8 protein-coding genes are annotated in these 14490 nt (G+C 44.2%); 5 read left to right on the top strand and 3 right to left on the bottom strand.

Annotation, left to right across the window (positions count from 1 at the left end; genetic code table 11):
• The first annotated feature begins 181 nt into the window (after window positions 1-181).
• Both NC994_RS15830 and NC994_RS15825 read left to right on the top strand, forming a co-directional pair.
• Window positions 182-1504 (top strand): hemolysin family protein, encoded by a 1323-nt coding sequence (locus NC994_RS15830; protein ID WP_190438974.1) that lies wholly within the window; start codon window positions 182-184, stop codon window positions 1502-1504.
• 177 nt (window positions 1505-1681) lie between these two features.
• Entirely contained in the window at window positions 1682-2446 is a 765-nt protein-coding gene (locus NC994_RS15825) for a class I SAM-dependent methyltransferase (RefSeq protein ID WP_190438971.1), read from the top strand.
• A gap of 26 nt (window positions 2447-2472) precedes the next feature.
• Here NC994_RS15825 and NC994_RS15820 read toward each other — a convergent pair whose 3' ends face one another.
• Both NC994_RS15820 and NC994_RS15815 read right to left on the bottom strand, forming a co-directional pair.
• Window positions 2473-3546, bottom strand: a complete 1074-nt coding sequence (locus NC994_RS15820) for a low specificity L-threonine aldolase (RefSeq protein WP_190410125.1) — start codon at window positions 3544-3546, stop codon at window positions 2473-2475.
• Window positions 3547-3625: 79 nt separating this feature from the next.
• Window positions 3626-5629 (bottom strand): ATP-binding protein, encoded by a 2004-nt coding sequence (locus NC994_RS15815; RefSeq protein WP_242032581.1) that lies wholly within the window; start codon window positions 5627-5629, stop codon window positions 3626-3628.
• A gap of 266 nt (window positions 5630-5895) precedes the next feature.
• Here NC994_RS15815 and treZ point away from each other — a divergent pair, with 266 nt between their 5' ends.
• From treZ to NC994_RS15800, 3 genes are all read left to right on the top strand, one after another.
• Window positions 5896-7722 carry a malto-oligosyltrehalose trehalohydrolase gene (gene treZ / locus NC994_RS15810; protein ID WP_190438968.1) on the top strand — a complete coding sequence of 609 codons (1827 nt, stop codon included), beginning with the start codon at window positions 5896-5898 and terminating at the stop codon, window positions 7720-7722.
• A 144-nt stretch (window positions 7723-7866) separates the two neighbouring features.
• Window positions 7867-10665 (top strand): malto-oligosyltrehalose synthase, encoded by a 2799-nt coding sequence (treY, locus tag NC994_RS15805; RefSeq protein ID WP_190438966.1) that lies wholly within the window; start codon window positions 7867-7869, stop codon window positions 10663-10665.
• A 100-nt stretch (window positions 10666-10765) separates the two neighbouring features.
• Complete coding sequence (locus tag NC994_RS15800; protein ID WP_190439096.1) at window positions 10766-12289, top strand: trehalase family glycosidase; 1524 nt, start codon at window positions 10766-10768, stop codon at window positions 12287-12289.
• Window positions 12290-12399: 110 nt separating this feature from the next.
• Here NC994_RS15800 and NC994_RS15795 read toward each other — a convergent pair whose 3' ends face one another.
• Window positions 12400-14328: an alpha-amylase family glycosyl hydrolase gene (locus tag NC994_RS15795; RefSeq protein WP_190438964.1), complete on the bottom strand. Its 1929-nt coding sequence runs from the start codon at window positions 14326-14328 to the stop codon at window positions 12400-12402.
• Window positions 14329-14490: the final 162 nt, after the last annotated feature.

The following is a 14490-nucleotide window of genomic DNA, read 5'->3' as shown; positions in this document are numbered from 1 at the left end:
GATAGATTTCTGCTTTACACAAAATGCTACTTTCTCTATAGCTACTGCTTTTTTGGGGAACCCCAGCTTTTGATATCGGGGTGGGCACATTGGTTCTCTGGTTTTCTAACCATCCAACTTCGGGTATCGCCCCTACTTCCATCTAAGGCACCGTTCGCCGATATTACTGACACATTGACAAATGACCCCTACTACCGAATTTCTGATTGTTTTGCTACTGATCGTTGCCAATGGCATCTTTGTGATGTCAGAGTTAGCTATCGTCTCGGCTAGGAAGGTGAGGCTGCAACAGCTGGCTAACCAAGGGGATGTCAAAGCACGCGTTGCCTTGGAACTGGCGAATTCCCCGAATCAGTTTTTGGCAATTGTTCAGGTGGGGATAACCCTCCTAGCGATTATCTCCGGTGCTTTCGGCGAAAAAACCATCGCTAAAAGCCTCACCCCTCTACTAGGGTTGATTGCCTGGATCGCCCCGTATAAAAACGCGATCGCATCAGCGATCGCCATCCTGATCATCACCTATCTGACACTGATTATTGGCGAACTAGTGCCCAAGCGGCTGGCTTTAAACTATCCAGAACGGATTGCTTCATCTGTTGCTATCCCGATGCGGATGTTGGCTACTATTGCTGCCCCAGTTGTTTATCTATTGAGTACCTCCACAGATATGATGGTGCGGCTGTTGGGCATCAGACCGTCCACCGATGGGGAAATTACCGAACACGATATTACAGCCTTAATCGAGCAAGCCACGGAGGCGGGAACCTTTGAGGAAGCAGAACAAGACATGGTGGAACGAGTGTTTCGCCTGGGAGACCGACCCGTGAGTGCGTTAATGACACCCCGACCGGATATTGTCTGGCTTGACCTAGAAGACTCCCAGGAAGAAAATCAACGCAAGATTATAAACAGCGCCTATTCCCGATTTCCCGTCTGTCAGGGGGCGCTGGATAATGTTTTGGGCATCATTCCCGTGACTGACCTATTAGGGCGCTGTCTGTCCGGACAACAGCTTGACCTGACGCTCTCGTTGAAACAGCCGGTATTTGTGCCTGAAAGTACCGGAGGGCTAAAAGTTCTAGAATTATTCAAGCAAACCGGCACTCACATGGCGCTGGTTGTAGATGAATACGGCGTCACTCAGGGAGTAGTTACGCTCAACGACATCTTAGTAGAAATCGTTGGTGATGTAGAAATCGATAGTACAACATCTCCTCCAGCCGTACAACGCGAAGATGGTTCCTGGTTGATTGATGGAATGTTGTCGGTGGAAGAGTTTTTTGAAATATTAGATATTGAGGAATTGCCGGGAACGCAAAAAGGAAACTATCACACAATGGGCGGTTTTATGATTACCCATTTAGGGAAAATTCCTACGGCTGCCGACCATTTTCATCTGGGTAGTTGGCGTTTTGAAGTGATGGATATGGATGGCAATCGCGTTGATAAGGTCCTGGTGATGCCCGTCTCTAGAGATGCCGCTGATTCCGAGTCTGGCGATTGAGATGCTGAAATTGCTGGGTTGAGCGTGTTTTAACGCTTTGCGTGTTATCGGCATTGCCTGCATCGTGCGTTGATGTTGACACAGAAAGCGATCGCTTCTCAATCCGATTGGCTTAGAGCTAAAAACACTAATTCCACCGAATTTCCATCCTGTCCACACCTATTTTAGGAGCCAAAAATGCAGCCAGAAGAAGCAATCCGAGAGCAATTTGACCGTGCAGCAAATGCATACAGTACATCACCCATTTTCGCACAAGGGCACGATCTGGAGCTGATGGTGCAGGCAGGTGAACAAACATCAGAGATGAGTGTACTTGATGTAGGGTGTGCGGCAGGACATACGGGGTTTGCTTTCGCCCCCCATGTCCGCGAAGTGATTGGCATCGACTTAAGCCAGAAAATGTTAACAGAGGCATCGCGGCAAGCAATGGCACGAGGCTTAAATAACGTGTATTTTCAGGAAGCCAATGCTACAGCACTCCCCTTTTCAAATGAGCAGTTTGATATTGTGACTTGCCGCTATGTCGCTCATCACTTCCCCAGCTTGGCACCCGCGCTGAGTGAGGTTTTTCGAGTGCTAAAACCGGGTGGAAAGTTCCTGGTTGTGGACATTATTTCGCCGGAAGATATTGCACTGGCAGAGTTTATCAATCAGGTGGAGAAACTACGCGATCCTTCTCATAGTTGGGATTGGATGATATCGGAGTGGCAAGCGGCTGGCGAAAGTATTGGGATGCCCTTCACCGCGATGCAACAGTGGCACCTACCGATTGATTTTGCAGATTGGACAGCACGACAGCAGACACCACCAGAAGCAGTTCAAGAACTGGAAATATTACTGGATAATGCTTCTTCACAAGCAAAATCGGTATTCTCCATTGTGGGTGCGCCGCAACGTTCATTTTGCGAATACTCGGCTCTCCTGCGGGGAACAAAATCATAAACTAGGGAAAGAAATTTTGCCCTTCCCTACTGAAAATTGAAGGTGGAAACTAGAGGTGAAGAAACCACGTTGCAGTGTGCCCGTGCCGCCTCAATCAAGGCAGTAACATCCTCTTCTTTAGTGTTGAAAGCTGTTACTAATCGGACGGTTGATGAATATTCCCCCTCCCAGGGATAAAATTGGAAACCATCGGCAAGAAGCCCTTGGATAACTTCCTCCGGCAACTGAATAAAAATTTCATTTACTGCAACCAGGTAGCACAGGTTCATTCCTGGTAGCGCTGTTAGCCCGTGCGCTAATTTCTTAGCCATCTGGTTAGCATGGGCAGCATTTTTCAGCCACAAATCATCTTTAATGTAAGCTTCCAACTGGGCAGATAAAAACCGCATCTTTGAAAAGAGATGCCCGCTGCGCTTGCGACGATAGGCGAAAGTTTTTGCCAAATCTTGATTGAAAAAGATGACGGCTTCTGCTGCCATCGCACCATTTTTAGTCGCTCCAAACGATAGCACATCAACCCCAGCCCGCCAAGTGATATCCGCTGGAGAACAACCCAAATTAACCACCGCATTCGCAAAACGGGCACCATCCATATGTAAACCCAAATTGTAGGAATGGGCAATTTCGGCAATCTGGGAAATTTCCTCTGGCTGATAGATCGTTCCAGCCTCCGTTGCTTGAGTCAAGCTTACAGCCGCAGGCTGTACGTGATGGACGACGCCAGCGCCCGATTTTGCCAGCACAGCAGCCAAGTCAGCGGCGTGAATCTTGCCATCTGCGCCATCCAGTGTCACTAGCTTCGCGCCGCCGGTATAGAATTCGGGTGCCCCGCATTCATCCAGGTTGATATGAGATTGGCGATGGCAGTAAATCGCCCCAAAAGGGGGCGTAATAACAGACAGGGCGAGAGCATTGGCAGCAGAACCCGTGGCGACGGGGAAAACGGTCACATCTGTCTCAAACAATTCCTTGAACCGGGCTGACAATCGCTGGGTATATTCATCATCACCATAAGGCATGGTGGTACCCTGATTAGCGGCAGCGATCGCTGCCATAATTTCCGGCGAAATCCCGGTGACATTGTCGCTACAAAAGTTCATCTGTTCGTCTCGCGTTTCTCAATACTCAACTCTATGCTAATCGCCTCTACCGACATAGATCCTCGACTTCTGGAATCATTTAGAGTTGCGATATCTTGTTCTGCGAAATCGGAATCTTAATGACGAACTCTGCCCCCTCTCCGGGTGCAGAAATACACTCCATACTGCCACTATGTTTTTCTACTACAATCTGATAACTAATCGATAGCCCTAAGCCGGTACCTTTCCCGACTGGTTTCGTTGTGAAAAAGGCATCGAATAGATGAGAACGGACTTCTTCTGTCATGCCTGGGCCGTTGTCGGCAATGCGAATCACCGCTAGCTTTTCGTCTTCAACAGCGGTGCTAATTTTAATACTGGGTAAAAGACAAAATATTTCCTCCTTAGCGACTGACTCTTCTAGTGCATCAATCGCGTTACTCAGCAGATTCATAAACACCTGATTCAACTGTCCCGCGTAACATTCAACTAATGGCAAATCGCTATATTCTTTGGTCACGGTGATCGTGGGACCGCCAGCGATCGCTTTCAGGCGATACTGCAAGATTAGCAAGGTGCTATCAATGCCTTCGTGAATATCAACCGGCTTCATTTCCGCTTGATCGACGCGAGAAAACGAACGTAAGGACTGAACAATTTCCCGAATTCTCTCAATTCCTAAGTGCATTGATTTTAGTAACTTTGGCAAATCTTCAATAATAAAATCAAGGTCACTTGCTTCAATTTCTTGGTCAATTTCAGGTGTAGGGGGGTATTGCTGTTGATAAAGGTGCAACAAATAGAGCAAACTATTCGCATAGTCACAGGCATAATTGATATTGCCGTGAATAAAGTTAATTGGATTATTTATTTCGTGAGCAACTCCAGCCACTAATTGACCGAGGCTGGAGATTTTTTCAGTTTGAATCAGTTGAGCTTGAGTTTTCTGGAGGTCAAGCAGAGTCTTTTTTAGCTCTTGAGATTTTTCTCGATAACGATTTTCACTTTGCTTGCGCTCAGAAACTTCAAGCAATAACAGATCGTTGGTCTGTCTAATTTCTGCTGTTCGTTCCTCAACTCTCCTTTCAAGCTCAACATTGGAGCGGTGCAACTCCTCTTCTACTTGCTGACGCTCAGCGATTTGTTTTTGCAGCTCAAGATTAATCAGTTCTAACTGCTTGGTTTTATCTAATAATATTTTTTGTGTGGCTTCTAATTTGTCAACGGTTAAAGCTTCTTCGTGAAGAGTATAAATATACTCCGAACTTAAGCCAATAAATGGGACGAGGTAAGCAATAATTTTAATGAAATGGGCAATATTGAAATGGTTGTCGAATAATGCAGTTGACCCAAAAGCCATGTGGAGTTGAACGGCAATTTGGGGAATCACGCTAATCGCTAGCGCTAAAGAAAAATGGCTGGGATAAGCATCATAAAAGCGAGGAAAAACAAAAATACCTGCAAAGATAAACAATAAGAGGGGCGGGACATCCCAAGGACGAGTGACAAGCGCGTTCGGGAAAATAGTTGCCGGTATGGCACTATGGGTACAGAAATAGACAATTGTATAAGAAGCAACAGCAAAAGATACACTAGCGATCGCAACAAAACCCGCGCCTCCCTTCCACTTTCCTGGTTTCGTCGCCAGAAAAATTCCCGCGCCTCCCAGCAGAATCAAAGCATTAAAAAGTCGGCAGACTGCCCAAGTCAAAGGAATTAGGTTTTGGCTATCTGCTATCCCCTGGCTCAATCGGTCGGCGGCTAAAGCATGAAAGGTGTCCATGCACCCCGCGCAAAACATTGCCACGCCAATTATGAGCGTGACAGCATCGCGCTTCAGGCTGAAGTGAATCAAAGACAAAATAACAATGGACAGAGCAATACAGAACGCACTCCACTCCAGAATGGTGTGCAGAAAGCTTCCGGAAAGCGTGTACTGCATCGCTTCGACAAATGCGCGGGGAGACATTCCCACAACAGCTGGCACCTCGAAGGGATGCTTCGGTGAGGCAAAATCCACTCCCAACAAATTCAGCAAGCTAGGCAGCACACAGATCGCTACCACTACCCAAATCAATTGAAAAGGAATCCTCATTGTTTCCATAGCATTTTTCTCAATCCCCCTATTTCAAGATGCCACTAAAGCTTAGCCACAAGTACAGAGGCAGTCATTTCTGACTCTACTAGCGTGGCTTTTAGCCTTCTGCCATTGCCAGAGGTCAGTAAGCTGATATGCGCGATCGCTAATTGAGTAAATAAAAATACACCTTATGGCAGTTCTACGTAACTAAACGTAACTATATTCTGGGATACGTTAACGTGACTTCGCCATTAGGCAAAAAATACTCTTAACAGCGAGGCTAATTAAAGGTGAGAATTGGCGCTTGTTACTTGGGCAACGGAAATTGTGAATTTACCGTTTGGGCACCCACTCTTCATACAGTAGCCGTACAAATTGTTTCTCCTGAAGAACGCCTTCTCACAATGCAACAGGATGAAGAAGGTTACTGGAAAGTTAAAGCTTCAGGCATTGAACCAGGAACGCTTTACTACTACAAACTCGAAGGAACAACTGATAGACCAGACCCAGCTTCAAAATACCAACCGAAGGGGGTACACGCCCCTTCTCAAGTCATCGATCCTAGCACTTTTGCCTGGAATGATACTAATTGGTCTGGCATTCCCTTAGATGAAACTATTATCTATGAATTACACGTTGGCACCTTCACTCCAGAAGGCACCTTTGAGGCAATAATTCCCCGACTTGCTGAATTAAGCGAGTTAGGGATTAATGCCATTGAAATTATGCCAGTTGCTCAATTTCCCGGTGAGAGAAACTGGGGATATGATGGGGTGTTTCCCTTTGCCGTGCAGAATTCCTATGGTGGTCCCGAAGGATTAAAAAAACTCGTTGATGCTTGTCACCAACACGGTATCTCAGTCATTCTCGATGTCGTCTACAATCACCTAGGTCCTGAAGGAAATTACTTCCGAGATTTTGCTCCCTACTTCACTACCAAATATCGCGGTGATTGGGGAGAGGCGATGAATTTTGATGACAAATACAGCGATGGCGTCCGTAATTTTTGTTTAGAAAACGCTCTTTACTGGCTCCAAGAATATCACATAGACGGTCTAAGATTAGATGCCATTCAGGGCATTTTTGAGATGGGTGCTAGACCCTTATTACAGGAAATGGCAGACCAAGTTGCTAATTTTTCCCAGCAACAAGGTAGAAAATTTTATCTGATAGCCGAAAGCGACTTGAACGATGTCCGAGTCATTCGACCCAAAGAAGTGGGCGGCTATGGAATAGATGCACAGTGGAATGACGATTTTCACCACGCATTGCATACCTTACTCACCGGAGAGAACGATAGGTATTACGAGGATTTTGGAAAGGTTGAACAACTCGAAAAATCTTTCAAAGAAGGCTTTATTTACTCCGGACAATACGCTTCTCATAGAAAGCGCCGTCATGGTAGTTCTTCCAAAGACGAACCAGGATATCGATTTATTGTTTTTACCCAGACTCACGACCAAATTGGTAATCGCGTCCTGGCAGAAAGGTTATCTCAGCTTATTTCCTTAGAAGGGTTGAAACTAGCTGCGGCTGCTATTTTTCTATCTCCTTTTGTCCCCTTCCTTTTCATGGGTGAAGAATATGGTGAGGAAGCGCCTTTCTTTTACTTTATCAGTCATTCAGATAAAGATTTGATTGAAGCAATCCGCAAGAGTAAAGAAGAAGAATTCAAAGTATTTGTGGGGCGAGGCGAAATGCAAGATCCCCAAAGTCCTGAAACCTTCCAGAAGTGTCAGATTAACTGGGAAAAACGAAAAGAAGGAAAACACAAAGCTCTTTGGGAATTTTATCAGCAACTTATACATCTACGCCGAACAATTCCTGCTTTGAAGAAACCAGACAAAAACACCCTAGAAGCGTCCAGCATTGAAGCCGATAAAATCTTATTCCTTCGGCGTTGGAGTGAAGCTAGTCAGATATACTCCATTATGAACTTCAATCAAAAAGAGGTCACTTTTACAGCTAATCTACCAAGTGGCAACTGGCAAAAGATTTTAGACTCTTCCGATACTCAGTGGATGGGTTCTGGTTCCACTTTACCGGAAAAACTCACGCCAAACCAAGAATTGACCATCAAACCACAGAGTATTGTTCTCTACGAGATAGCAGGATAATAGACGAGGCAGAGCCTTCCAATCCTAATTATCAAACTGATGATAACGAGACGATTGAGGCTTTGCTTCGCCAGTCGTCACTGTAGAGCAAGCACTGTTCACCTGACAAAATTAGAAAAATCATTGAGGAATTAAAATTACATCATGCGGATTCCAGCAGCTACTTACCGAATTCAATTTAATGCAGATTTTCCCTTTGATTCAGCCAAGAAAATTATTGCTTATCTCGCTGAATTAGGAATTTCCGATCTTTACGCTTCGCCCATTTTTAAAGCAAGAGAAGGTAGCACTCATGGCTACGATGTTGTTGATCCCACACAACTGAATCCCGAACTAGGAACACCGGAAAAATTTGAAGCATTGGTGAATGAAATCAAGAATTACGACATGGGATGGGTACAGGATATTGTTCCCAACCACATGGCTTATGATAGCCAAAATCAGTTCTTGATGGACATCCTCGAAAATGGACCAAATTCCGAGTATTTCGATTACTTCGATATTGACTGGAATCATCCTTATGAAAACCTGAGAGAGCGCGTTCTTGCCCCAATGTTGGGTAATTTTTATGGAGATTGTTTGGAAAATGCCGAAATTCAACTCCAGTACGATCAAAGCGGGCTGAGTGTTAACTACTTTAGCTTAAAACTTCCTGTAAAAATAGAATCTTATGCCCCGTTTATTACTCATAACTTAGGAAAACTAGCTAAATCTCTGGGAAGAAATCATCCAGATTTTGTTAAATTACTAGGGATTCTTTACCTGCTTAAAAACACGCTAGTAGAACCAAAAGGTAAAGAACGATATGACCAGATAGCCTTTGTAAAAGGACTTTTGGGGGAACTTTATACCCAAAATCCAGAGGTTCAGGAGTTTATCGATAGCAACATAGAGTTTTTTAATGGGGAGAAGGGCAATCCAGAAAGTTTTAATTCTCTTGATAGGTTGCTTTCAGAACAGTTCTATCGCCTTTCGTTTTGGAAAGTGGGTGCTGAAGAACTGAATTATAGAAGATTTTTCACCGTCAACGAATTAATTTCTGTCAAAGCCGAAGAAATCAAGGTTTTTCATAAAACTCATAATTTTATAAGTCAGTTGGTTGAGTCTGGAACAATCACAGGACTCCGAATCGACCATATTGACGGACTCTACGATCCAAGTGAATATTTGCAACGGCTGAGAAACAAAGCTGGAGATGTCTATATTACGGTTGAAAAAATTCTGGAACATAAAGAAGATTTACCTGCTTACTGGCCTATAGAGGGAACCAGCGGCTATGACTTCTTAAACTATGTTAACGGTATTTTCTGCCGAACTGAGAGCGAGGAAGGGTTTACTGAGATTTACTCTAGACTGACAGGTTTAAATACCCCCTACGAGCAGCTTTTTATGGATAAAAAAAGGCTGATTGTAGAGAAAAATATGGCGGGAGATGTAGATAATTTAGCCCATCTTTTGAAACGAGTATCGGGGCATTCTAGAGTAGGAATCGATTTTACTCAGCATGGTCTGCAAAGAGCATTGGCTGAGATTCTGATACTGTTTCCCGTTTATCGAACTTATATCAATCAAGAGGGATTAAGAGAATCGGATCGCTTCTATGTGAAGGAAGTCATTGAAAAAGCTAGAGAGCAAGTGCCGTTGCTTTTGAAGGAACTGAACTACATTGAAAAACTCTTGTTGCTAGAAGAGGAGGACTCTTTAAAGGCAGAACAAAGAGAAGTACAGCGTCACTTCGTGATGAGACTTCAGCAGTTGACTGGCCCATTGATGGCGAAAGGAATTGAGGATACGCTTTTATATGTTTACAACCGACTTTTATCCCTGAATGAAGTGGGTGGAAATCCGAGCCAATTTGGGGTTAGCGTTGCAGATTTTCACGAGTTCAACCAAAAGCAGCATGAGCGTTGGCCTCATAAAATGAATGCCACGGCAACCCATGATACCAAGCGTGGGGAAGATGTCAGAGCTAGAATAAATGTGCTTTCAGAAATTCCCGATGAGTGGGAAGAACAGGTAAAAACTTGGAGTAAAATTAACGACTCTAAAAAACGCCGCATGAAGGGTCGGGTTTTTCCTCAAAAGAATGATGAATATTTCTTTTACCAAACGCTGGTTGGTGCTTTTCCGTTTGCTGAAAGCGAGCGATCGCACTTTGTAGAGCGCGTGAAAGAATATGTAGTGAAAGCGGTTCGAGAGGCTAAGGTTCACACCGCTTGGCTCAGACCGGATACTGATTATGAAGATGGCTTTGTTGCTTTTATCGAAGGAGTCCTGAAGCCTTCCACAGATAATCAATTTCTCCAGGAGTTTCTGTCCTTCCAACAATCGATAGCTTACTACGGAATTTTCAATTCTCTCTCTCAAACTTTGCTAAAAATTACCGCTTCTGGTGTACCTGATTTTTATCAAGGAACGGAGTTATGGGAGCTGAGTTTAGTAGACCCAGATAATCGGCGTCCAGTGGACTTTGAGCAGCGGCTAGCATTCCTTAAAGAGATTAAAGAGAAAGCTAAGGCAGATGTTCTGAAGCTGATTGATGAGCTATTTACGAGTAAGGAGGATGGAAGAATTAAGCTTTTCTTGATAGCTAGGGTTTTAGAGGCAAGAAAACAAAATTTGGCAGTTTTCCAAAAAGGAGATTACGTACCGCTAGAAGTGGATGGGAAGTTTCAGGATCGGATTGTTGCTTTTGCCAGAAGTTATGAAAATCGGGTGGCAATTACAATTGTCCCGCGATTGCTGACGAACGTTGTCCAAGAAGGAGAATATCCTTTGGGCGAAGTATGGGGTGACACCCGGTTGAAGCTACCGCAGGGAATGCCATCTGCAATGAAAGATGCAATTACTTCTCAGTCCCTGATCGCGAATGGCACGGTGTTGATTGGGGACGCCTTAAAACACTTTCCGGTCGCTTTATTAATTAGCGAAAGCGATCGCTAATATCGATTCCCCTTTGTCATACTGGACATCAGATACTGTTGCCCCCCATCGATCGGGGGGCAACAGACAGATTTATTACAAATACTAAGGAAAAATCGTGATTAATCAATCATTACCTCAAACCGAATTGTTTCCCTCCCTAGAACAAATTCAGGCAGTAAAAGCCTACATTAAAAAAACTTGGAAAACCCTCTATCGCTCTCACGAGCATATTTTGGATGCTGCCCGCGACCCGAAAATTGGTCATATTCCCGGTAAAGGTTGGCCTATCTATGTCTCGCAATCAGAAGATCGAGCGCTCATTGAGGCATCTTTGCGGGAAGTTTTGAGCAACGAAGAATTTAATCAAATTGAAATTCGCACGTTACCGGCAGAAGTTGATCAAATTGAAGATCACGGGTTGCTCTATTTACCTCATGCCTATGTGGTTCCGGGCGGTCGTTTTAATGAGATGTACGGCTGGGATAGCTATTTTATCCAGTTAGGATTGTTGCGAGATGGAGAAATAGAATTAGCCAAAAGCTTGGTGGAACAGCTAATTTATGAAATTGAGCATTACGGCACGATTTTGAATGCCAATCGTACCTATATGCTGACGCGATCGCAACCTCCCGTCCTTACGCCGATGATTTTGGCTCTCTTCCAGCACACGCAGGATCGGGACTGGCTGCAATCAGTACTGCCAACCGTTGAACGTTTTTACTACTATTGGACATTACCCCCCCACCTGAATCAAGCAACCGGACTTTCGCGCTATTTTGCATTAGGTGAAGGTCCAGCGCCGGAAGTGTTAATTTCCGAGCGGGATGAAGAAGGGAGAACTCATTATGATCGGGTACGGGAATATTATCGGACGTTTGCAGTTGAAGCTTACGATGTCAACTTGTATTATGACCGCCAGAGCGATCGCTTAACTGATTTATTCTACAAAGGCGATCGTTCCATGCGAGAATCTGGGTTTGACATCAGCAACCGTTTTGGCCCATTTAGTGTAGATATTATTCACTATGCGCCTGTTTGCTTGAATGTTTTGCTTTATAAAACAGAGCAAGATACCGCCCAGATAAACGATATTTTGGGATATGAAGAAATTGCTCATCAGTGGCGCGATCGCGCTCGCAACCGCCACAAATTAATTGACCGATTTCTTTGGGATGAAGAAGCTGGACTTTACTTTGATTACAACTTCCATACTGGCAAGCGTCGCCCCTATGAATTTGCCGCCACATTCTATCCTTTGTGGGCTGGAATTGCATCTGAAGAACAAGCCAAAAGAGTAACCGAAAATTTACCCGAATTTGAGGCACCGGGAGGATTACTCACCAGCACTCATGTAACCGGAAATCAATGGGATGCTCCCTTTGGTTGGGCACCTTTACAGTTAATTGCAGTTCAAGGACTTCATCGCTATGGTTATCACGAAGACGCCGATCGTTTAGCGAAAAAATTTATATCTCTGCTAGTGCAAGAGTTTGAAAAATACGGAACGCTGGTAGAAAAATATGACGTTTGTAATTGCTCCGCCAATGTTTCCCATGAAATTCTCTTTGGCTACAGTTCCAACGAAATCGGCTTTGGTTGGACAAACGGAGTCTTCCTCGAACTCTTAGCAACCTTAGAATAACTTAAAATTTATAACGCAGAGTTACTAAAGGAAATCACCAAGGTACACAAAGTTAAATATTCCTTCGCGTACCTTTGGGATTTCCTTAGCGTACCTTTGCGTTTAAATGCTTAAGATTCCCGTCCTGTTGCCCATCTATCGCGCCATTTTACTGTCCCTTCCGTGGCAATAACCCAGCGGCGACCGACAGTATTTTCGCGCAAGGGTGCCTGACCTTCACGCCACAGTGCATACTTGTAAGTAATTAACTTTCCAGCACTTTCATCAAAGGGAATTTCCCCAAACCAAGTATTAGTATTGATGAATTCTAGCGGATACGCCTTAGAGATATCCCAATTGCCTAACTCCGGACAATCTCCGATTACCACAACAGTTTCACCCGGCTGTGTCTGCACTCCATTAAGTTGCACCCGCACAATCGTTTGCCCCTTGATGCGTTCCCCAACATGACTGATGACAATTACATCCCGCGCGTCTAGTTCCAAGTCTTGCAACTTTCCGTCTGTAACTTCAAACTTGCGCCGCATTAAAATATCGGTATGTTCGCCGTCTGGTAACTCCGTATCAATTGCTTCCAACTTAACAGCTTCCCCTCGATTCATCGCTACAAACAAAACAGAATCGCGGTAACGGCGTACATAACAATAAACGTCAGGCGTTAGATATTTTTGCCATTGACTCCCCATCGATACAGCTGGATTTAATCGCCGCAAACCTGATAGCAACCGGATATCTCGATAGAGGCGTGACTCGGTGTCCCAATTTTCCATCATCGGACGGTTGTAAGGATCGTTCCCGTCGTTGGTATCGTCGTGGAGATACTGTTCTGTACCGTAGTAGATACAGGGAATCCCACGGGAGGTCATAATCACAGCGATCGCTACCCGCAGCATCTCTGGATCGGGATTTAATGACTGGAAGCGGGGCATATCGTGATTATCAATAAATGTAATCAACTCCGTCGCCCCGCAATAACGATGATCCAGATCCAGAACATCTTGAATCAGGTGAAATCCTCCTTCAGCACCCTGCGCCAAAGCCGCTCGGATTGCCAAACAAAAACCAAAATCTAGCATTGTCATGCCAGATTCATTGGCGAATTCTACCGAAAGGTCGCTTCGAGGGTCGCTAAAAATCCACTCGCCAAAGATAAAAACATCTGGTTTGTGAGTGGTAATATCCGCGTTAAATTCTTGCCAAAACCAGATCGGCATATGCTTTACAGTGTCAACCCGTAAAGCATCAACTCCCCGGTCTAGCCATTGTTTAATGGCTGATTTAATGTAGTTTCGGTACTCGACGTTATTTTCGTTAAAAGTTGCTAAACCAGACAATTCACAATTTTGAACTTGCCATTCATCTTCCCAATTGGTAACTTCACCATAGTGGTGATACCAGTTATCTTTATCGTCATTAAAATCAGCAATTTTTACTCCATCGTCGTAGAGTTCTCCCTTCTTCCCGCTGAAATCTGGATTGCTGTGATTACACACAATATCCAACACCAGTTTCATCTTGCGTTTGTGTAACTCAGCAACTAATCTGTCAAAAACTGTATCTTTTGTATCTTGAGTTTTATTGAGCGAAGGTTCTTCATCCTTGCCAATAAAGCGAGGATTAATCCGTTTAAAATCCTTCGTCCAATAGCCATGAATCGCAGCTTGCTCAACAAATAATGCTTCCACTTGCTCAAACAGGGGGGTAAGCCAAACTGCGGTAACTCCTAAGTCCTTTAAGTAATCTAGTTTTTCAATAATTCCCTGTAAATCTCCACCCCAATATTTACCCCAATCTTTTCGCTCTGGATCGTAAAGTTCTGGGTTTGGCCCTTCGCTATTGTCAGGATCGCCGTCATAGAAACGATCTACAACAATGAAGTAAATGGTTTCCTGGCGAAATTCAATATCTCTGGTGTATAGAAACTCTAAATCAATATCACTTTCTGGTTTAGCTTCGATAACCAAAGACTCGATTTCTGCTTCTGAATTAGTAACTTCGTATTGAGATGACGAAGCTTGAGATGGAGGAGTTGATACCATAAAGTTTAGTGCGGCTAGTGTTGATAGAGGTGCGATTTTGGAAAGGTCTGTGCTGTCCGGCTAAGGAGTTTAAGCCTTCAGACTAACTTTTTATAAATCTAACGAATTGTTTCCTTTTTTGTATATATATCTGAAGATAGTAGACTAATGGGACAAACTCGT

The sequence above is a fragment of the Trichocoleus sp. AS-A1 genome (assembly GCF_039962015.1).
Classification (GTDB): domain Bacteria; phylum Cyanobacteriota; class Cyanobacteriia; order Cyanobacteriales; family FACHB-T130; genus FACHB-T130.
Note: the sequence above shows the minus strand (reverse complement) of the source record. Positions and strands in the feature narration are given on the sequence as shown.

Excerpts from the sequence above, each read along its gene's own strand:
- NC994_RS15825 (WP_190438971.1), top strand. The coding sequence starts at position 1,682 with ATGCAGCCAGAAGAAGCAATCCGAGAGCAATTTGACCGTGCAGCAAAT.
- NC994_RS15815 (WP_242032581.1), bottom strand. The coding sequence starts at position 5,629 with ATGGAAACAATGAGGATTCCTTTTCAATTGATTTGGGTAGTGGTAGCG.
- NC994_RS15795 (WP_190438964.1), bottom strand. The coding sequence starts at position 14,328 with ATGGTATCAACTCCTCCATCTCAAGCTTCGTCATCTCAATACGAAGTT.
- NC994_RS15820 (WP_190410125.1), bottom strand. The coding sequence starts at position 3,546 with ATGAACTTTTGTAGCGACAATGTCACCGGGATTTCGCCGGAAATTATG.
- NC994_RS15830 (WP_190438974.1), top strand. The coding sequence starts at position 182 with ATGACCCCTACTACCGAATTTCTGATTGTTTTGCTACTGATCGTTGCC.
- treY (WP_190438966.1), top strand. The coding sequence starts at position 7,867 with ATGCGGATTCCAGCAGCTACTTACCGAATTCAATTTAATGCAGATTTT.